General features: G+C 73.5%; 19 protein-coding genes and 1 pseudogene. 11 read left to right on the plus strand and 9 right to left on the minus strand.

Annotated elements, in window-relative coordinates:
- Positions 1-211: 211 nt before the first annotated feature.
- Positions 212-760: a P-loop NTPase family protein gene (locus FRADC12_RS25560; protein WP_232304044.1), complete on the plus strand. Its 549-nt coding sequence runs from the start codon at positions 212-214 to the stop codon at positions 758-760.
- Here the strand turns inward: FRADC12_RS25560 and FRADC12_RS25565 are convergent, their stop codons facing one another.
- Together FRADC12_RS25565 and FRADC12_RS33945 are read right to left on the minus strand one after the other, a co-directional pair.
- Positions 761-925 (minus strand): hypothetical protein, encoded by a 165-nt coding sequence (locus FRADC12_RS25565; protein WP_232304045.1) that lies wholly within the window; start codon positions 923-925, stop codon positions 761-763.
- Positions 926-1,142: 217 nt separating this feature from the next.
- Positions 1,143-1,265 carry a hypothetical protein gene (locus FRADC12_RS33945; RefSeq protein WP_255355227.1) on the minus strand — a complete coding sequence of 41 codons (123 nt, stop codon included), beginning with the start codon at positions 1,263-1,265 and terminating at the stop codon, positions 1,143-1,145.
- 527 nt (positions 1,266-1,792) lie between these two features.
- Here FRADC12_RS33945 and FRADC12_RS25575 point away from each other — a divergent pair.
- On the plus strand, positions 1,793-2,746 hold the full coding sequence (locus tag FRADC12_RS25575) for a 2OG-Fe(II) oxygenase family protein (RefSeq protein ID WP_045878533.1): 954 nt from the start codon (positions 1,793-1,795) through the stop codon (positions 2,744-2,746).
- A gap of 576 nt (positions 2,747-3,322) precedes the next feature.
- Here FRADC12_RS25575 and FRADC12_RS25585 read toward each other — a convergent pair.
- A complete protein-coding gene (locus tag FRADC12_RS25585) occupies positions 3,323-6,205 on the minus strand; it encodes an FAD-binding and (Fe-S)-binding domain-containing protein (protein ID WP_045878535.1) in 2,883 nt (960 codons plus the stop codon).
- A gap of 120 nt (positions 6,206-6,325) precedes the next feature.
- The gene (locus tag FRADC12_RS28790) at positions 6,326-7,225 is read right to left on the minus strand and encodes a hypothetical protein (protein WP_052711171.1); all 900 of its coding nucleotides are present in this window, start codon (positions 7,223-7,225) and stop codon (positions 6,326-6,328) included.
- A 298-nt stretch (positions 7,226-7,523) separates the two neighbouring features.
- Between FRADC12_RS28790 and FRADC12_RS25595 the strand changes: the two genes are divergently transcribed.
- The 5 genes and pseudogenes from FRADC12_RS25595 to FRADC12_RS35190 form a co-directional block, all read left to right on the plus strand.
- Positions 7,524-7,877 (plus strand): hypothetical protein, encoded by a 354-nt coding sequence (locus FRADC12_RS25595; protein WP_198153040.1) that lies wholly within the window; start codon positions 7,524-7,526, stop codon positions 7,875-7,877.
- A gap of 17 nt (positions 7,878-7,894) precedes the next feature.
- Entirely contained in the window at positions 7,895-8,812 is a 918-nt protein-coding gene (locus FRADC12_RS25600) for an ROK family protein (RefSeq protein WP_232304046.1), read from the plus strand.
- Between the two features lie 13 nt (positions 8,813-8,825).
- Complete coding sequence (locus FRADC12_RS25605; RefSeq protein ID WP_045878538.1) at positions 8,826-9,962, plus strand: N-acetylglucosamine-6-phosphate deacetylase; 1,137 nt, start codon at positions 8,826-8,828, stop codon at positions 9,960-9,962.
- Positions 9,962-10,141 carry a hypothetical protein gene (locus tag FRADC12_RS35185; RefSeq protein ID WP_232304047.1) on the plus strand — a complete coding sequence of 60 codons (180 nt, stop codon included), beginning with the start codon at positions 9,962-9,964 and terminating at the stop codon, positions 10,139-10,141. The genes FRADC12_RS25605 and FRADC12_RS35185 overlap by 1 nt, the downstream gene beginning before the upstream one ends.
- Positions 10,142-10,260: 119 nt before the next feature.
- Positions 10,261-10,581 (plus strand): annotated as a pseudogene (locus FRADC12_RS35190) (6-phosphogluconolactonase); the annotation flags it as partial.
- A 271-nt stretch (positions 10,582-10,852) separates the two neighbouring features.
- Here FRADC12_RS35190 and FRADC12_RS25615 read toward each other — a convergent pair.
- Both FRADC12_RS25615 and FRADC12_RS28795 read right to left on the minus strand, forming a co-directional pair.
- Entirely contained in the window at positions 10,853-12,403 is a 1,551-nt protein-coding gene (locus FRADC12_RS25615; RefSeq protein WP_045878539.1) for an MFS transporter, read from the minus strand.
- 423 nt (positions 12,404-12,826) lie between these two features.
- Positions 12,827-13,492: a transposase gene (locus FRADC12_RS28795; RefSeq protein ID WP_084011182.1), complete on the minus strand. Its 666-nt coding sequence runs from the start codon at positions 13,490-13,492 to the stop codon at positions 12,827-12,829.
- A gap of 17 nt (positions 13,493-13,509) precedes the next feature.
- Between FRADC12_RS28795 and FRADC12_RS25625 the strand changes: the two genes are divergently transcribed.
- From FRADC12_RS25625 to FRADC12_RS25640, 4 genes are all read left to right on the plus strand, one after another.
- A complete protein-coding gene (locus tag FRADC12_RS25625) occupies positions 13,510-14,481 on the plus strand; it encodes a helix-turn-helix transcriptional regulator (RefSeq protein ID WP_084011183.1) in 972 nt (323 codons plus the stop codon).
- A 409-nt stretch (positions 14,482-14,890) separates the two neighbouring features.
- The gene (locus FRADC12_RS25630; protein ID WP_232304048.1) at positions 14,891-15,364 is read left to right on the plus strand and encodes a transglycosylase SLT domain-containing protein; all 474 of its coding nucleotides are present in this window, start codon (positions 14,891-14,893) and stop codon (positions 15,362-15,364) included.
- Between the two features lie 877 nt (positions 15,365-16,241).
- Positions 16,242-16,724 carry a transglycosylase SLT domain-containing protein gene (locus tag FRADC12_RS25635; RefSeq protein ID WP_045878541.1) on the plus strand — a complete coding sequence of 161 codons (483 nt, stop codon included), beginning with the start codon at positions 16,242-16,244 and terminating at the stop codon, positions 16,722-16,724.
- A 216-nt stretch (positions 16,725-16,940) separates the two neighbouring features.
- The gene (locus FRADC12_RS25640; RefSeq protein WP_045878542.1) at positions 16,941-17,270 is read left to right on the plus strand and encodes a transglycosylase family protein; all 330 of its coding nucleotides are present in this window, start codon (positions 16,941-16,943) and stop codon (positions 17,268-17,270) included.
- 85 nt (positions 17,271-17,355) lie between these two features.
- On the opposite strand, the gene FRADC12_RS32545 is transcribed toward FRADC12_RS25640, so the two are convergent.
- The 3 genes from FRADC12_RS32545 to FRADC12_RS25655 form a co-directional block, all read right to left on the minus strand.
- Complete coding sequence (locus FRADC12_RS32545) at positions 17,356-17,820, minus strand: phospholipase domain-containing protein (RefSeq protein WP_045878543.1); 465 nt, start codon at positions 17,818-17,820, stop codon at positions 17,356-17,358.
- Between the two features lie 167 nt (positions 17,821-17,987).
- Positions 17,988-18,446 (minus strand): alkaline phosphatase family protein, encoded by a 459-nt coding sequence (locus FRADC12_RS32550; RefSeq protein ID WP_045878544.1) that lies wholly within the window; start codon positions 18,444-18,446, stop codon positions 17,988-17,990.
- A 126-nt stretch (positions 18,447-18,572) separates the two neighbouring features.
- On the minus strand, positions 18,573-19,601 hold the full coding sequence (locus tag FRADC12_RS25655) for a DUF7064 domain-containing protein (RefSeq protein ID WP_232304200.1): 1,029 nt from the start codon (positions 19,599-19,601) through the stop codon (positions 18,573-18,575).
- Positions 19,602-19,701: the final 100 nt, after the last annotated feature.

Raw genomic sequence — 19,701 nt, forward strand, 5'->3', positions numbered from 1 at the left:
CTGGTCAGCAACCACTGGAGGGCCAAAAGAGCGATCTGTGCGGCGCCGTTCGCCGCTCGCGGTTCGCCGCTCGCGGTTCGCCGTTCGCGGTTCGCGGTTCGCGGTTCGCCGTTCGCGGTTCGCCGTGTGGCCGCCGGCCCGGCGGTACCGTCGATCGGTGCCGTTGCTGGATGCCGAGGATCCGTTGCCGTGCCTGCCCCGACGGGTAGTCGTGGCTGGCACGTCGGGCTCGGGCAAGACGACGCTCGCGCGCCGGGTCGGCGAGGTCCTCGACATTCCGCACGTCGACATCGACGGCCTGTTTCACGGCCCGAACTGGGTGCCGCGGGAAAGCTTCGTCGACGACGTGGAGGCGTTCACCAGCCAGCCGAGCTGGGCGACCGAGTGGCAGTACAGCTCGGTGCGCGGGCTGCTCGCCGACCGCGCCGATCTCGTGCTGTGGCTGGACCTTCCACGCAGCACCGTCATGCGCCAGGTCATCGGCCGAACGCTGCGCCGCAGGCTGCGGAGAGTGGAACTCTGGAACGGCAACTATGAGCCCCCGCTGAGCGCATTCTTCACCGACCCCGACCACATTGTCCGCTGGGCCTGGCGAACCCACCACAAGACGGCGCTGCGTATCGCCTCGCTGCGTGAGCGGCGCCCGGAGCTGGCGGTCGTCCGCCTCCCCAGCCGCGCCGCCGTCGCCCGCTGGCGCGACGGCCCGCTGCTTGCCGCGACCGAGGAGAGGCCGGCGCCGGCCGGGCCGGCGTCGTCGTGATCAGTCGCCCTGGCGGGCCCGTCGGTGCGCGCGCAGCGCGGCAAGCCAGCCGGTCGTGGCGATGGCCTGGCCGACCGGATTCTCGGAATTGACCATCATGGCCGCCGCCGTCGCGGCGAGCTGGTCCGAGCAGCCGGCGCACAGCCGCCGGCTGGTGACGGACAACGTGCTCCTGCCGCTCTTCCGCTGATCACAACTCTCGCAGCGGAAGGCTGGTTTCGCGCTGCCGAGCGCCATGGCGTCACTCCTCGCCAGCCGGCCTCGCCAGCCGCCCCGACGTCGTCCAGCGTCCGGCGGCACCTTCGAGTGTGCCTTTGGCAGACGCGCCTGAACAGGTACCGCGTTCTCGGAACGACGTAGAAGGCGTCTCACGTGCCCCGTTTCAGCGCAGCGCGTCGACCACGAGAACGGCCAGTGCCATCGTCGTGAAAAGTGTGTAGGCGAACAGGGCGCGACCGCGGTCGCCGGCGCGAAGCTGCCGGGACAGCACCGGGACAGCACCCACCCGAACACGGCTGCCTCCAGCGCCGCGCCCGCGCTGCCGGCGACCGCCAGCCAGATTCCGAGAAGGACCGCCGCGTCGCCGACCAGGTGGACCACGCCAAGGACGGGAACGACCCACAGGTGACGCCCGTCCGCCAGCCCCAGCCGGGTGAGCCCGTCCAACCGCGTCTTCCCGACCTCGAACCGGCCGAGCCCGGCCCCGGCCGAGGGAAGAACCTCCAACAGCAACAGAACCGTCAGCACAACGCTGATTTCGAAGATTTCTCCTGCGTGGCAGTCATGCGCGCCATCACCCGAAACGGGGCCACCTGCGCCGATCTGGCCACGCTATCCCGGCTGCCGACCCCCTTCGCCGCCGCGGAGGCGAGAGCCGCGTGCAGGGGACAGCCCGCTCGGTGGCCCTCCCCGGTGCGGGATGGGCGCCGGTTGACCGGCCGGTCGGGCTGCGGCTAGCGTCGGTGGCGTTCCGGGTATCTACCTCCAGCGTCGGAACGGCGGCCCGGTGTCACCCACCGACCTGGAGACGTGATGGCTGCTGTTCCCGTGGCCCGGGTGCCCGAACTCGACCTTCCCGCGACGTCCGCCGCCGCGCTGGTCGAGGCGCTGCGCGCGCACTCGTGTGTGTTCCTCACCGGCCTCGACGAGTTCTCCGCCAGGGGGTCCTTCGACGCAGACCTGGCCGCGGTGCTCGCCGCCTCCCAAGAGTTCTTCGCGCTGGACCCGGCGCAGAAAGCCCGGGTGCGCTGGCCGGGCACGGGGGAGTGGGCCGGTTGGCAGCCGCTCTACGAGGGTGGCGCGGACGCGCTGCTGTTGGAGCGCTACGAGCTGGCGCTGCCGGATCCGGCCGATTTCTCCTCCGACGCCGACTGGGCCGCGGAGTTCTCCCTGTGGCCCGACAGGCCGGCTCGGCTGACAGCGGCCTGGACCGCCTACTACCGGTCGGCGCGGGCACTGACGAACCGGCTGGTCGAGACGATCGCCGGCGCGCTGGGCCTGCCGGCGGCGGACCTGCCGTCCTGGACCGCCCGGCAGCACTCGAACCTGTGCGTCAACCACTACCTCGCCCAGCCCGACGAGCCGGGCCCGGGCCAGACCCGGCAGCGTGCCCATGCCGACATCGGCGGCCTGACCCTGCTGTGGGCCGACGGCCGCGCCGGCCTGGAGGCCGCGGTCGGCCCCGGCGGCGCCTGGGCGGCGGTCCAGTTCCCGCCGGGAGCGGTCCTGCTCCAGGCCGGTGACCTGCTGCACCTGTGGACGCGGGGCCAGATCCCGAAGAACCTCCACCGCGTCGTCAACCCGCCCCGCACCCCCGGCGTCCCGCAGACCGACCGCTACTCGGTCGTCTTCTTCCATCACCCGGACCTCGACACCTGGGTCGCCCCCGCCGCGGCCGGCACCGGCGCAGCGGGCGACGATGCTGGCGTCGCCGCCCGCGACCACGTCCTCGCCCGCCAACGCGCCGCGTACACCCGCCCGGATTGAGACGCTCGTCGTGGTCGGCACGGTCAGCCCGCGACTGTCCACGCGGCGAGGATGCCGGCCGGGCGCCAGACGACGGCGAGGTCGTCCGGGGCGAGGTCGGCGGTGCCGGCGCCGCGGTGGAGTACGGCCAGATCGCGCCGGTCGAACGGGGTGCCGAGCCATTTGATCGAGCCGATGACGTGCAGCTCGCGGGCGCCCGGACCACGGTCTGCCCCGACCAGGTCGAGCTCCGGGTCGAACTGGCGGTTCCACCAGCCTCCGACGGCCTCGACGGCCGGCCAGGGAAGGGTGCCCGACCGATCACGCCCGCGAGCTCGTCCCCGTCCAGGCCGCCGGCGGCTGGCCTGATGCGCTGCGCTCCCTAGCGGCTGCCCTGCCGGACCGGCCCGCTGTCGTCGTCCTGGACGAGCTGCCGTGGCTCGCCGAGCAGGACGACGTGTTCGACGGCGCCCTGCAGACCGCGTGGGACCGGCTGCTGTCGGGACGAACCCCGGAGACGCCGCCATGTAGGGAACTCCCAATTTTGTAGATTCCATCTACAAAATTCAAGCCGCGACTGTACCCGCCGCGACTCGGCTAGCCGGGCGGCGCGGCGTCGGGGGTGGCCTCGTCGAGGAGCTGGGCCAGGTGGTGGGACGGGGTGGCGGCGAGCTGGGTCAGCTGGGTGCGGCAGGAGAAGCCGTCGGCGAGCACGGTGGGGTTCGGGCCGGCGGCCCGGACCGCCGGTAGCAGGGCGGTGTCGGCGACGGCGACCGAGACGTCGTAGTGGCCCTTCTCCGCGCCGAAGTTGCCGGCCAGGCCGCAGCAGCCGCCGACCCGGGTGACCTGGGCGCCGGCCGCCGCCAGCAGCGCGGCGTCCTTCTCCCAGCCGAGGACGGCGTGGTGGTGGCAGTGCGGCTGGGCGACCGCGCGGACGCCGTCCAGCCGCGGCGGCGACCAGCCCGGCGTCGCGGTGAGCAGCTCGGCGAGGGTCCTGGTCGCGGCCGCCGCCTGGGCGGAGCGCGGGTCGTCCGGTAGCAGCTCGGTGACGTCGCGGCGCAGGACGGCCGTGCAGGACGGCTCCAGGCCGACGATCGGGGTTCCGGCGGCCAGCGCGGGTTCCAGGGCGTCGAGGCTGCGGCCCAGCTGGCGCTTCGCGGCGTCGAGCTGGCCGGTGCTGATCCAGGTCAGCCCGCAGCACACCGCCTGGTCGACCACGCTGACCTCGTACCCGGCGGCCTCCAGCACCCGGACCGCCGCCTGGCCGACCTCGGGCGTGAAGTGGTTGGTGAACGTGTCGACCCACAGCAGGACCGGGCGAACGGATCCGCCGGCGGCCGACGCCGGCACCCGGTCCACGCCGTCCGGCCGTGCCTGGCCCCGGTTCGCGAACCACTGGCGGAAGGTTCGCGGGGCGAAGACCGGGAGCTCGCGGCGGGAGTCGACGCCGCCGGCGGCCTTGGCCAGCCGGGCGGCTCCCGGGGCGCGCAGCGCGGCGTTCGCGAGCCTGGGCGCCTGCGAGGCGACCCGGGCCAGCCGGGGCAGCCAGCCGAGGCTGTAGTGCGCGGCGGGCCGCAGGCGGCGGCGGTACTTCTGGTGCAGCACCTCGGACTTGTAGGTCGCCATGTCGATGCCGGTGGGGCAGTCGGAGGCGCAGCCCCGGCACGACAGGCACAGGTCCAGCGACTCGGCCAGCTCCTTCGACCGGTAGCCCGCGACGAGGCTGCCGTTCGCGAGCTCCTGCAGGACCCGGGCCCGGCCCCGCGTCGAGTCCTTCTCGTCGCGGGTGGCCAGGAACGACGGGCACATCACGCCGCCGGCCCCGGTGTTGTCCGAGCGGCAGCGCCCGACCCCGACGCAGCGGTGGACCGCGATGGAAAGGTCGCCCTGGTCGTGCGGGTAGGCGTAGGCGAGGCCGTCACGCAGCGGCCGCGCCGCCGGGACGCGCAGGTCGGCGTCGACGGGGGCCGGGTCCACGAGAATCCCGGGGTTCAGCACGTTGTCCGGGTCGAAGATCTGCTTGACGGCGCCGAAGGCGGCCACGGCGTCGGGCGAGTACATGCGGCTGAGCAGCTCGCTGCGGGCCCGGCCGTCGCCGTGCTCGCCCGACATCGAGCCGCCGTGCGCGGCGACCAGGTCGGCGGCGGCGAGCATGAACTCCCGGAACGGCCCGCCACCGCGCCCGTAGGTGAGCGGGAAATCGATCCGCACGTGCACGCAGCCGTCGCCGAAATGCCCGTAGATCAGCCCGTCCAGCCGGTGCGTGGCCAACAGCGCCTTGAACTCGCGCAGGTAGGCGCCGAGCCGCTCCGGCGGCACCGCGGCGTCCTCCCAACCGGGCCAGGCGGGGTCACCCGACGGTGTGCGGGTGCCGAGCCCCGCGCCGTCCTCCCGGATCCGCCATAGTGCCCGCGCGGTCGCCCCGGTGACGACCGCCGCGTCCAGGGAGCCGGCGTCGGCCACCAGCCGCCAGGCGGCGGCGACGGCCGCTGCCTCGGTGGCTCCGGCGGTCTCGACGAACAGCCAGCCCCCGCCGCGCGGCAGCTCCGGGACGGCCGACACCCCGCGCCGCTCGCGCAGCACCTCGGCCATCCGGGCGTCCATCCCCTCCAGCGCCACCGGCGCATGCGGGCGCACCGCCGCGACGGCGTCGGCCGCCGTCGGCATGTCCTCGTAGCCGAGTACCGCCAGGGCCACCGCGGCCGGTTCCTCGACCAGCCCGACCGTCGCCGCCACGACCACGCCGAGCGTTCCCTCGGTGCCGACCAGGAACCGGGCCAGGTCGGCGCCGTTCTCCGGCAGCAGGTGCTCCAGCGAGTAGCCGGACACCTGACGGGTGAAGCGGCCGAACTCGGTGCGGATCAGGCCCAGGTTCGCGTGGACGACCTGGTCGAGGGCCTTGCCCAGCGGGCCGGCCGCGGCCAGCCCGTCCCGGCCGAACCGCCGGGCGGTGAGCCGCTCGCCCGACGCGGTGAGCAGGTCCAGGTCGACGACGTTGTCCGCGGTCCGCCCGTAGCGCAGCGCGCGGGACCCGCAGGCGTTGTTGCCGATCGCGCCGCCGATCGTCGCCCGGCTGTGCGTCGACGGGTCGGGCCCGAACCGTAGGCCATGCGCGGCCCCGGCGGCCGTCACGGCGTCGAGGACCACCCCGGGCTGGACGAGCGCGGTCCGCGCCTCCGGGTCCAGGGACAGCACCTTGTTCAGGTGCCGGGAGAAGTCCAGCACCAGTCCCGGCCCGACCGCGTTGCCCGCGATCGAGGTCCCGGCGCCCCTGGCCGTGACCGGCGCGCCGACCTGCCGGGCCGCGGCGAGCGCCGCGGCCACCTCGTCGGCGTCGCGCGGGTAGGCGACCGCGGCCGGTACCACGCGGTAGTTCGACGCGTCGGAGGAGTACTCGGCCCGCCGCCGGGCCGAGTCGTCCACCTCGGTGACGCCGGCCCGGGTCAGTGCCTCGACCAACCCCTGCTGATCCTTGCCCATCCGTCCATCCTGTCGCAGGCCCGCGGATTGCTCACGCCCGCGTCCGGCGAACCGCCGCGAGGCGGCGGTGCGCGCCGGCCGGCCTCGGCGGGGCCGAGGCGGGCCGGGCGTGGGGGTGCGTCAGAGCTGGGAGATCGACCAGTCGACCTTCTGTGGCGCCGGGGTGGCGGTGCCCACGTCGAGCTGGATGTCGGCGCGGCTGGTCAGCGGGATCGTCGCCGGGTCGCCGGTGAACGGCTTGCCGTTGACGTAGGCGGTGACCTTGCCGGAGGCCGAGCCGACCTGGGCGGCGCTCAGCGTCTGGCGCCAGATGCCGAAGAAGTTCCCGAGGGTGTAGGTCGCGCTGTTCGGGGCCTCGATGTGGATGACGCCGTCCTGGGCGTGCGTGTGCAGCCAGTAGTAGCACTCGGTGGCCGAGTCCATCTCGGGCTGGCCGGCGGCCGACGAGTTCTGCGGCTCGACGATGCCGATACCCGCAGGCACCGGTCGCATCGTCCCGTTGACGTAGATCGTCAGGTGCGCGTGGATGTGGTAGACGACCTGCTCCTGAGCCTCGCACTTGACGCCGTCGACGGTCTCACCGTTGGCCGCCGCGGTGACGGGTGCGAGGACCGTGCCCTGTTCGAGCACGATCCCCTCCGGGCCCTGCGGGCCGGTCAGCGTGCTCGTCGCCACGTCGGAGCTGCTGTTGGTCGCCGACGGCTTGTCACTGCCGACGGTGACGACCAGGACGATCACGACGACGGCGAGCACGACGATCGAGCCGATCCCGGCCGACCACCCGAAGATCTGGCGCCGCTTGTCCCGCCTGGCCTGCTCGGCCCGCAGCGCCGCGGCCTTCTTGCGGGCCGCGTTGGTCCGGGCGTTCTGCTGGCCGCCGGACGGCCCGCCCGAGCCGCGTGGCGAGGCCGGGCTCGGCTGGGACTTGCTCCCGCCGGACGGCGTGGCGCTGTCCCGCCGGTTCCCCCCGCCGGGCTGCTCGGCGGTGGTGGAGGCGGGACGCGGGCGGTTGCTGGCCATCGGGCGGGCCTTTCCGGTGGCGGGCCGGCGGGCACGGGACGGTGGCGCCGGCGGGCACCGAGTCGAATGGCGGTTGTCGAACGGCAGGTCAGGCGGGGGACGCGACACAGGACTGGCGTCCTCGTCGCGACACAACGGTGATACCAGCGGAACCTGTGAGAGGTCCCGCCTACTGTGACAAACGCTGCCGCCGGACGGCCAGCGGGCCGGGTGTGACGCCCGAGATGCCGGTGTACGCGGCACCCGCCGCGCCGGGTCTGTGCGCGGAAATCACACTTCACTACGGATCGTCCGGCGCGTGCCTGCCGGCCGCATGATCGGCGCGGTCCAGGACCTGTTCGGCGTGGTCAAGACGCGGGTCGAGCTGCCCCGGGAGGGCCGGGCCGGCACGGACGCGGTCCGGCTCGCGGTGCGCCTGGCCGAGGAACTGCGGGCGGCGACGGACCGGCCGCTGCTCGGCGTCGGCGTCGGCACCCCCGGCGTCGTCGACGCCCGCGGTGTCGTACTGGATGCCCCCAGCCTCAGCTGGCGCGAGCGGACGATGGCCGTCAGCACGGCGGACTTCGTGGTACGTACCTCCACGCTGGGCGACGACGTCGTCCTCGCCGGCGCCGCGGTGCTGGTCCTGTCCGGCGAGCTGGGGGTCGCGTGAGCGTGGGTGGGGCTCGAGTGGGCCTCGACATTGGGGCGACGAAGATCCTTGGGGTCGTCGTCGCCGGCGACGGGACCGTGCTGGCCCAGGCGCGGGAGCGCACGGTCGCCGGGCCCGACGGGGTGCTGGCCTCCGCGGGAACCGTGCTCGAACGGCTCGCCGAGCAGATCGAGGGACCGCTGCCGACGACCGTCGGCGTCGGGGTGCCGGGCATCGTCGACCGCGGCCGGGGTGCCGTGCAGCACGCGGTGAACCTCGGCCTCGGTGGCGACTGGTTCCCGCTGGCCGAGCGCATCGGCGTGCGGGCCGGCGCGCTGCGCCGCTCCGGGGCTGGCGCGGCCGACGTGACGCTGGAGAACGACCTCAACGCCGCGACCTGGGGCGCGCACGTGCTCAGCGGCGCCGACGACCTCGCCTACGTGAGTCTCGGCACCGGGCTCGCGGCCGGCTTCGTGCTCGACGGCGTGCTGCGGCGGGGGGCGCACGGCGCCGCCGGCGAGATCGGGCACGTGCCGGTCGACCCGGCCGGCGAGCTTTGCTCCTGCGGGCAGAAGGGCTGCCTGGAGCTGATCGCGTCCGGCTCGGCCGCGTCGGCGGCGTGGCCGGCGTCGGACGTGCCGCCCGCCCAGGCGCTGTTCGCGGCCGCGGCGGCGGGCGACCCGGCCGCGGTCGCGGCCCGGGACCGGTTCGTCGACGGGGTCGCCGACGCGATCCGGATGCTCGGCCTGACCGTTGACCCGCGCACGATCATCCTCGGCGGCGGTGTCGCCAACCTGGGCGCTCCGCTGCTGGACGGGGTGGTCGCGGCCCTGCGCGCGCAGGCCGCGACCTCGCCGTTCCTGTCGTCGCTGGTCCTGGCGAGCCGGCTGGCGCTGGTACCCCAGGGAGTTCCGGTCGGCGCGCTGGGCGCGGCCCTGATCGGGGACGCCGGATGACCGGGTCGGCGTCGTGAGCGGTGACCTGCGGGTCGCCGGGGGTGTCGCTGCCACCGGCAGGCCGGTCGAGGTCACGATCGTCGACGGCCGGGTGGCGGCCGGTCCACCACCTGGCGGCGTGGCGTCCTACGACGCCACCGGCTGCTACGTGCTGCCCGGCCTCATCGACCTGCAGGTCAACGGCGCATCCGGCGACGACCTGACCGACCGGCCGGACCGGCTGTGGGACGTCGCGGCCGCGCTGGCCCGGTTCGGGGTGACCGCGTTCGCGCCGACCGTGATCAGTTCGGCGCCGGAGGCGCGGGCCCGGGCCCTGGCGGCGTTCCGGGCGGGCCCGCCCCCCGGCTGGGCGGGCGCCGTCCCGCTCGGGCTCCACTACGAAGGGCCGATGATCGCCGCAGGGCGCAAGGGCGCGCATCCCGAGCGCTGGCTGGTGCCACCGTCACCGGCCGTGATCGACGGCTGGTCCCGGGACGACGGCGTCCTCCTGGCGACCCTCGCCCCGGAACTGCCCGGCGCGCTGGAGGCGATCCGCGACCTGGCCGCCCGCGGCGTGCTGGTGTCGGTCGGCCACACCGAGGCGACGGCGGCGCAGGTCGCGGCGGCGGTCGACGCCGGGGCCAGGCTCGTCACCCATCTCGGGAACGCGATGCCACCGCTGCGCGCCCGCGAGCCCGGACCGATCGGCGCCGCGCTCGGCGGGTCGTGGCTGGCCGCCGGGGTGATCGCGGACGGGCATCACCTCGACCCGCTCACGCTGCGCCTCGCCTGGCGCGCGCTGCGCCCGGACCGGTTCCTCGCGGTCAGCGACACCACCGCCGCGCTCGGCCTGCCCGACGGCCCGGCCAGGCTCGGCGACCAGGACGTGATCGTCTCTGCCGGCACCGTGCGCCAGCCGGCCGGGACGCTGGCCGGCTCGGCCGCGTCGCTGCCGCAGTGCCTGCGCACACTCGTGGCGACGACCGGCTGCGCGCTGGGCGAGGCCGTCGCGTGCGCCACCTCGACCCCGGCCGCGCTCGTCGGCGACCCGGCCCGAGGGTCGCTCGGGCCTGGCGCACGCGGTGATGTGACGGTTCTCGACCGGGAACTCGACGTGGTCGCCACCATCGTGGGCGGGAACGTCGTCTACGACAGGAACGGACGGTACTGATGGAGGTCGTGCCCCTCACCACGGCCGAGCAGGTCGCGGCGCTCGCGGCCGATGTCGTCGAGGCCCAAGCCCGCCGTACGCCGGCCGCGGTGCTCGGGCTGGCCACCGGGCTCGACCCCGCTGCCGACCTACCAGGAGCTGATCCGCCGCCACCGGGCCGGCGCGGGCCCGTCCTATGACGAGGTGCGGTGTTTCAACCTCGACGAATACGTCGGCCTGCCTCCCGGCCCATGAGCAGAGCTAGCTGGTCACGATCGCGCGGGAGCTGACCGACGGCCTCGGCATTGACCCCGATCGCGTGCACGGGCCGGATCCGGATGAGGATCGGCTGGCCACGGCGGGGGAGCGGTACGAGGCGCTGATCGTCGAAGCTGGCGGTGTCGACGTCCAGCTGCTCGGGATCGGGTCGGACGGCCATCTCGCGTTCAACGAGCCGGGATCGTCGCTGTCCAGCCTCACGCGGCTCAAGACGCTCACCGCGCAGACCCGGGCCGACAACGCGCGTTTCTTCGGCTCGCTGGAGAAAGTGCCGCGCCACGTGCTGACCCAGGGGCTGGGCACCATCCTGCGGGCCCGTCACCTGCTGCTGGTCGCGACCGGCGCCGGCAAGGCCGAGGCGGTCGCCGCGGCGGTGGAAGGACCGGTCTCGGCGTCCTGCCCGGCGTCGGTGCTGCAACTGCAGTCTCGGCCGCTGCGGGCCGCGGCCTGGCAGCGCTTCGCCCGCATCTGTCATGTCCGCCAGGATCCATCAACATCCGTCAGGTCGCGGTGGTGGGATCGTCCCTGCTACTGCGCATGGCCGCCCCTTCCGCTGGGTCGCCGGGCGCCGGGATGGCGGCGCACTGGCGACGGCGCGGAAGGGGCGGCTGACGTGTCGGGCGAGTCCCGGTCTACTCGGCAATCGCCACCCGGCGGCGGGCCAGGACCACCGCCGTGGCCGCGGCGAGCGCGGTCGCGGCGGCGAGCGCCCAGCCGGTCGGGTACTCGGCGTGCCGGGTCGAGTGGTGGTTCGCGGCGACCGTCAGGAACAGGGTGCCGATCGTCGCGACGCCGATGACCTGGCCGAGCTGCATCACGGTGAGGAGCAGGCCGCTGGCGTCCGGCGCGACCTCGAACGGGACGTGCTCCAGCGCGACCGTCATGATGATCGGCATGACGCCCAGACCGAGCCCGATCAGCCCGGTGACCACCTCGTAGCGGGCGCCACCGCCGGCGAGCGGCCCGATGCCCAGGTAGGACACGGTCGCCAGCGTGAGCCCGGCCGGTACGAGCCACCGGTGCCAGGCGGCCGGAAGCCGCTGCCAGGTCAGGCTGACCAGCGCGAACGCGGCGATGCACGGCACGAACGCGAGCCCCGAGCGCAACGGCGTCATCGCCAGGTCACCCTGCAGGTGCAGCGTGGTGGTGAACAGGAACGCGCTCCAGGTCGCCGGCGCGAGGATGAGCACCCCGATCGCGGGCAGCAGGCCCGGGACGCGCAGCACCTGCCCGGAGATCAGCGGCCGCCGCCCGCGGGCGGCGATCCGGCGCTCGACCGCGATGAAGCAGCCGAACAGCGCGAGCCCGGCGACGATGGACACGACGCACCACGCCGGCCAGCCCTCGTCGTGGCCGAGGATCAGCGGCAGCACCACCAGCAGCACCGCAGGGCTCATGACCAGCAGCCCCGGCAGGTCCAGCCGCACCCCACGGTCGCCGTGGTCGGCCGGCAGCGAACGCGGCCCGGCGATCAGCAACGCGACGCCGATCGGCACGTTCAGCAGGAACACCGGCCGCCAGCCGGAGCCGGCGATGTCGGCGCTGACCAGCAGCCCGCCCGCCGCCTGCCCGACGACGACCCCGCCCGCGACGACGGCGGTGAACAGGCCGAGCGCCCGCGCTCGCGCCGCGCCGGTGAAGGTCCGCTGGATCAGGCTCATCACCTGCGGGGTCATCAGCGCCGCCCCGGCACCCTGGACGAAGCGGAACGCGATCAGTGAGCCGGACCCGGGCGCGAGGCCACAGGCCAGCGATGCGGCGGTGAAGACCGCGAGGCCAGAGAGGAACGTCAGGCGGTGGCCCAGGATCCCGCCGAGCCGCGCCCCGGTGATCAGCAGCACGGCGTACGAGAGGATGTAGCCGGCCACGACGAGCTGCAGGCCGGAGTCGGACGTGTGCAGGTCGGTGCGCAGCGTCGGCAGCGCCACGTTGACGATGCTGACGTCGAGGATGGCCATGAACTGGCCGAGCAGCAGCAGGGCCAGGGCCAGCCGGCCCCCGCGGGCGGCCGGAGCGGTGGCGCCGGAGGGGACGGTGGCCGGCGCCGGTGGCGTGGGAAGCCGCCCCGGCGCCCCGGGTTGGGTGGGGATGGCGGCGACGCTCGCCGGCGTGGTGTCCGCGTGGTCAGGGCCCGGCGGGTGGGTGCCGGGTCGCCCTCCGGCCGTCTCGATCGCTTGTGTCATGGTTGCCAGCCTGCGGCCTGCCCAGTACCGGTAACGAGAGCCTGCTCATGCTAGTACTGGCAGTACCAGGGGAAGTTGCCGCGGCACCGGGTCTCGCAGTCCCAAGACGTGGGCCCTCCCTGGACCTTTTGATGGGATTGTGCCGAGGACCGTGTCCATGGCCCGTCGGGCGTCGTACTCAGAGTGCGATCAGCAGGTGGGTATTACAGTCGCGGTTTTCTGATGAGTCATCGCGCTACCGCAGAGCGTCAGGTCTGGTGCCGGCCGTGGTTACATGGCGTGACCCCCCTTCTGGCCGCTGGCGGCTAGGTGGTCGAGGCGATGGCCGTGAGGTGGCGGCGGCGGTGGTGCCGTCGGGCCACGGCTGGTGACATCGGCGCCGTTGTGACCAGCGGAGCCCGAACATGAGCATGTCCCAGGTGATCAGTCCCGTCGTGTAGCGCTCCTCGAGGTCCTCGAGCCGCTGGTCCTCGGCCATGGACAGCCTGATCGGGCCGAGGTCGGCCGGGCAGCGCTGGCCGCCGAGGTGCGGGACGAGGGCATCGCTGAGCGAGGCGAAGAGGTGAATGCAAAGGTCAGCGCCGCTCTCCTGGGGCTGCGGGGCCCGCTGCGCGGGGATGGTCGGCACCCCCCGCCCGGCCCGCCCGGCCCGCTCGCCCAGGTGGCGGCTCCGTCTGCGAGCGCGAGCGCGTCCTTGGCTTCGACGGTCGCGCCGGACGGCAGGGTGATCTGCTGGTCGCAGGGGATGATCGTGACGTAGGCGAGGCCGAGCTTCGCGATCACCTTGCGGAGGGCCTCGCTGCGGCCGTAGACCTCGTCGAACGCCACCCATCTGACCTGCAGGCTGGCGCTGACCAGGCGTTTGACCATCGTGATCGCCAGTTCGGGTTTCGTGTCGAAGGCCACGGTGCCGGGGATCTTCGCGCGTAGCCGCCGGACGAGGGCGTCGGGGTGTGGGGTGCACGTTCGATCCTGGACGTGCCACGGCGGTGCCTGCCGGTAACGGCATGATCGGGAGTCTCGCAAGGTCCCAGGATCGGGTGTCTCCTCACACTGGTAGCGAGAGCACCTGGCTACGGGGTCGGTCATCGGGCAGCCTGGAACGTGTGACGACCATCGAGCCGGACCTGGGCGGGGCGGAACAGGGAGTACAACGACCCGCGGGCCCGCCACCGCGCCGGACTCCGGGCGGGGAGCGGCGGGCCGAGCTGGCGTCGTTCCTGCGCAGCCGGCGCGAGCGGATCACCCCGCAGGACGTCGGCATGCCGGGTGGCGCGCGCCGGCGCACCCCGGGGCTGCGGCGCGAGGAGGTCGCCCAGCTCGCCGGGGTCGGGGTCACCTGGTACACCTGGCTGGAGCAGGGCCGGCCGATCAACGCGAGCGCCCAGGTGCTCGGGGCGGTCGCGCGGACGTTGCGGCTGGACGAGGCCGAGCGGGAGCACCTCTACCGGCTGGCCGAGGTGACGCAGCCGGCGGTCGCCGTCGTCGAACGTGAGTCGACGCCGGACGACCTGCGGTCCATCCTCGACGGCCTCGAGCCACTGCCGGCGGCTCTGGTCAACCACCGGTCCGACGTGCTCGGCTGGAACCACACCTACGCGGCGATGTTCCCGGAGCTGGTGAGCTCCCCGACGCCCCTGCGGAACTCCTTCTGGTTCATGTTCGTGACGCCGCGCGGCCGCGAGTTGCTGGTGAACCTGGACGAGCAGGCGCACCGCGCCGTCGCCGTCTTCCGCTACCGGTACACCCAGCATCTGGGCGACCCGGAGTGGCGGGAGTTCGTCGACCGGCTCTGCGCGGCCAGCCCGCTGTTCGCGCGGCTGTGGGCGACCCACGACGTCGCGCCGCCCGGGCCGTGCGACAAGCGGTTCCGGCTCCCGGAGGTCGGCGAGGTCGCGCTGCGGACGACCAACCTCGACATGGCCGATCTCCCGGGCGTCCGGCTCGTCGTCTACAACCCTGTCGACAAGATCAGCCGTGAGCGGATCGTGCGGCTGCACGGATGGCCCCGGCTGGTCGCCGTCCGCGGGGAGGACGTGGCGGAACGCGGCGGGCGGGCCACGCTGGCAGCAGGCTAGAAGCCGGGCCACAACGGGCGCCCAATGGCGCCCGTCACAGTGCGCCCGACGCTTTTCCTGGGTCTCAGGGATTGCCACGGACGGTCGGCGACCGAGAACGCGGGTGCGCTTTGCCGTGCGCCGATTACCTGTTTAGGTTGGTGCTCGTCCGGCCAAGGCGTGGTTTTCACGCAAGCGCCACCGGACCCCCGCACCGGGGCGTCACCAGTTTCTGCCCGCGGTCCCGGTGCACTGTCGTCTCCTCACTGGGACGCGAGGGCAGAACGGGCGGAACCCGCCAATACGGTGGGTTTCCCGGGAAGCAGTCCTGTTCCCCGCTGTGAGCACCGTGCTCACCGCGCCCCAGGGTGGCCGAGATTCGGCGAAATGGGGCGCGATGTCCGTAGGTGTCGCGTGGAAAGAATCCTCCTTGTCGATCCGACGCAACCGTAAGAGCAGCGGCCTGCGCACCCGTATCGCGGCCGTCGCGGCGGCCGGTGCGGTCGTCACCACGGGTGGAGTGCTGGCAGCCGCGTCTCCGGCTAGCGCCGCCTCCGGCAGCATCGTCTCCGACACCACGATCGCCCAGGCGGCCAAGCGGGCCGGTCTGGCCGGCTGTCGCGGCGTTCCGGCCAGCACCTGGGTGGCCATCGCACTGGCGGAGTCCCGAGGCAACACCCATGCCCACGCGACCGGTATCGAGGACTCGCGTGGCCTGTGGCAGGTCAACCTGTGGGCCAACAGCGACCTCGTCGGCGGCCGCAACCTGTACGACGTCTCCAACAACGCGTGGGCGGCCAGGCGAGTGTGCGCCCGCCAGGGCCCGACCGCCTGGTCGACTTACACCAACGGCGCCTACAAGCACTTCCTGGCCCGCGGCCGCGCGGCCGCGGCACGAGTCTGACCCGCGGGTCGTGACAAGCAGGGCTTGACCCCCGCGAACCCCGAGCGACCAGCGGCGTCCGCGGGCTGAATACCAGGGCCTCCCCGAACCTCGGTTCGGGGAGGCCCTGTCACGTCTCGGGGCAAGGAGGCGAGCCGCTGGGCCTACGTGGGGGTGGGGCCCGGTTGGGTGGGCGTGGCTTCTGGGCCGAACGGCTGGTCCTACGTCGTGGTCGTGTTTCTGGCGGGTCTCCAGCCACCGCGTAGGAGTGGACGGGCCGCTGGACGGGCCGCTGGGGCTGTGGCCCCGCTCGGGCGGGCGTGGCTCACGGGGTGTGAGCGGCGCCGGGCCGAGTCCGCGACGGCGGGTGGCCGTCGGCCAGGGCACCTGCCCGTCCGGACCGCCCCATGCCCCCGCTTCGCCGGCCCCGCAGCCACTCCGACGAGGAATGCTCGGCGGCCGGGAACCCCCGAATGGCCGACGCATTGTGGCTGGCCTGTCACCGAGAAGCGCTAACCGACCGAGCATGCCCGTGACGGCGGTCACGTGAGGTCGGCGGTAATGACTGTGGGCCACCGGGAGCCACGAAAAGTCAGTAGTCCGGCACGTGTTTGGTTACCCAGAGTGCTTGCCTTCGGTTCTTGATCCGGGCTAAGTTTGTTCTCGTCCGGCCGTGAGAAACGAAAACACGGGCCGGGCGCACACACCGGGCCGACGCCGAGTTCTGCCCAAGGCCCCGGTGCATCCGTCTCCCATGACGCGAGGGCAGAAACGGGTGGAGCCCAGCGAGCTCCCCGGGGAAGCCAAATCCCTGTTCGTGGTCCAGGCCCAGCGGGCCTTGCCCACACGCGCCTTTCACTGGCGTGGGAATCCGTAGGTGTCGCGAGAAAGCATTTCTTTGTCGTACCGACGCAACCGCACGAGCAGCCTGCGCAGCCGTATCGCCGCCCTCGCGGCAGCGGGTGCGGTCGTCACCACCGGTGGCGTCCTGGCGGCTGCCGCTCCGGCGAGCGCCGCGCCCGGCAGTCACGGTGCGACCAGCACCGTCTCCGACACCGCCATCGCGCAGGCCGCCAAGCGGTCCGGCCTGGCCGGCTGCCGCGGGGTTTCCGCCGGCACCTGGGTGGCCATCGCGCTGGCCGAGTCCCGCGGCAACACCCACGCGCACGCCACGGGTATCGAGGACTCGCGTGGCCTGTGGCAGGTCAACCTCTGGGCCAACAGCGACCTCGTCGGCGGCCGCAACCTGTACGACGTCTCGACGAACGCCTGGGCCGCCAAGCGCGTATGCACGCGCCAGGGCCCGACCGCCTGGTCGACCTACACCAACGGCGCCTACAAGGCGTACCTCGGCCGAGGTGCCGCCGCCTCCCGCGCCTAGTTCCGCACCCGCGGCGGTTCCCCAGCCGCGTTCCCCGCTGACCTCCAGCGAGCTTTCTGAGCGGTCCGCGCTCCACCGGCGGCCGGGCCTCCCGGCCCGCCGGTGGACCCGCGGCCTCCCGCAGCCGATCTTCCAAAGCGCCTGGGACACCTGATCCTGGTGCCTTCCGAAAGGACTCCTGTCTTGCTTCGTGGCCTCTCCACCCGTGCCCGTGCGATGGTCGCCACTCCGGTGCTGGCCGCGGCGGTGGTCGGGACCGGTCTGGTCGCCACCCAGCCCGCCTCCGCCTCGGCCCGTCCGTCGGCGGCGCATTTCCTCTCGGCCGTCGTGCCGTGTGAGTCCGGGGGCAACCCCCACGCGGTGAACTCGATCGGTGCCGGTGGGCTGTTCCAGTTCCTGCCCTCGACCTGGCACGGCCTCGGCGGCAGGGGCCTCCCGCAGAACGCGTCGGTGTCCGAGCAGTGGGCCAAGGCCTACAAGCTTTACGCCCAGCAGGGCACCAGCCCGTGGTACGCCTCGAAGGGCTGCTGGGGCCACAGGATCTGACAGCCGCAAAGCCGAGCGAGGCCCCACATCGTCACGGTGCGGGGCCTCGCCCTTTTCCGTTGGGCCGGCCAAGTGGCCGGACCGGCTAGCCGACGCGGCAGGCGAACCGGTAGCGGAAGCCGCCCAGCGCGGAGACGACGAGGTCGTAGTAGCCCCACTGGTCGACCGGCCAGGTGACCGACGACGAGGCGCCGGCGCCGACCGTGACCGTCTGCGTCTTCGTCACGAAGTCGTTGGCGGCCAGGGTGAACGTGACCGGCCCCCGCGACGGGTTGCCGAGCGTCAGCTTCAGCCCGAGGGTCCTGCCGAGCACCAGGGCGGCGCTCACCACCGGCGAGGTCCCGGTCGCGTCGCCGGCGAACCGGCGCAGGAACCGGTCCGGGCCGTAGACGCTGAGGTCGTAGGTCCGGTCCGGCGTCGTCCCGCCGGGCCAGGTGTGCGTCGCCTGCCCGCCCGCGGCCAGGGTGTACGGCGTCGCGGCGAACGGCAGCACCCTGTTCGGGTAGACGAGGTGGCTCACCCCGACGGAGCCCTTGTTGGACAGCGTCACCGTGACGTCACCGGACGCGACGATGGCCAGGGCGTGCCGGTAGGGATGTCGTCCCGGGTGAAGTAGCCCATGGTGTGCTTGGCCTTCGCCCCGACCCGGCCGTTCCACGCCCCGCCGGCCAGCGCCTTGTGACCGCCTTCCCAGGAGTGGTCCAGGTCGCAGGCGTTCTACGCGTTGTACGGCGAGCTGTCCATCCGGAACGGCAGCAGGACGCCGCCGTCGGGCCTGGCCGGGTCCGGCTGGTGGAAGACGTCGCCGCCACCGGGGTACTCGAGAACCCGCTTGTCCCCGAAGCCGCGCACGCCGGGCAGCGTGCCGAGGTAGTGGTCGAACGAGCGGTTCTCCCGCATGAGGATCACCACGTGCTTGACGTCCTCGATCGTCCCCGTGAGGGCCGTGTCGCTCGTCGCGCTCGCGGGCGTCGAGCCGCCGCTCGCGAGGCTCGCGCCGACGCCCCCGGCGACGCCCCCGACGCCCCCGGCGACCGCGGTGGCGGCCCCCGCGATCAGGATGTGGCGACGGGAGACACCACGGCGGGCCGGCGCCTCGCCGGGGGAGCCGGGGCAGCCTGAGGCGGAGTCACCGGTGGCCTCGGGACCGTGGCGGTCGGACTTCCGTTGGCTCATGTACCCATTTCGTCGGCCGGCGGGGCGGGCGCGCAACCAGATACCGGTGAACTCCCGGTACCGTTACGCTCCGCGCCGCCCAACCGACCGTCAACGCCGCCGTCGCCGTAGGTCACGCGCCGTCGGCTAGGACATCTGGTCCGGGGTGCTGGAGCGTTCGATCATGCCGATGGCCGACTCGCCGTCCCAGGTGTAGCGGGCCAGGCCCTGCTGGAGCTGCATCCCGCCGCCGACCTCCGGGGGCATCACCATGAACGTCGAGAGCACCGTCTCGGCGCCGATCTCGATCGTGCCCTTCGCCGTCTCCAGCACGACCGTCACGTCCTGGCCACTGGCCTGCAGGGTCCGCAGCCAGGGTGCGCGCACCACGCGGGCGGGGATGAGCTCGCCGCCGTCGACCACGTAGCCCTCGTTGTAGGTGGGCTTGCCATCCGCGCGCGGCGGATAGACCTGGAAGCCGAACCCCCGGCCGCTGGGGAACAGCGCCGCCTGCCAGACGTGGCCCCAGAACTTGGCCAGCCGCCGGATTCCCTGCCGGCGGATCCGGTCGGCGCCGCCGTGCAGCCGGTGGGTCTCGTCGCCGATGGTGACGGTTCCGCTGGCCCGGCACAGCTGCTCGAACCGCCAGGGGTAGCCGATCAGGTCGCCTTCCTCCTGGGTCGCCAGGATGTGGCGCGCGTCCTCGCTGGTGGAGCCGTTCTCCCAGGGCGGCGCGGCCGGGTAGAGGTCGATCTCGGCACGGATGGGCACCTGCTCGCCGCCGCTCCAGGGCGTCCAGCCGTTGATCTGGGCGTCCGAGGTGGTCGCGAGCGCGGTGCCGTCGAGCCGCAGGCGCAGGTGGCGGTAGGGCTCGACCAGCTCGAACGACAGCGGCCCGGCGCCCAGGACGCGGGCCCGGCCGTCCGGGCCGGCCGGGTCGCGCACCGGCCCGGGGCCGAACACGTTGTAGACGCGTCCGTCGGCGAACCCGAGGTTGACCTGGACGTCGTGGGTGTCCCACTGGTCGGCGACGGCCTCGACGCCGATGCGGGGGATGCCGAACGCGCCGCTGTCGTCCCAGATCCAGGCGTTGACCGACTCGCGGGCCTCCGGGTTGTCGGGCTGCCGGGGGAAGACGAACTCCCATTCCTCGTCGAGGCCGCCGGTGAGGTCCATGGCCACGGTGCGGTCGCCTTTCGTCGGCGGGTGCGCGGGTGACGCGAGCCCGGTCGGGTGCGGAAGCAATTCGGCGGCCGGGCCGACGACGTCGTGGCCA

Origin of the sequence: Pseudofrankia sp. DC12 (assembly GCF_000966285.1) — a bacterium.
GTDB lineage: Bacteria > Actinomycetota > Actinomycetes > Frankiales > Frankiaceae > Pseudofrankia.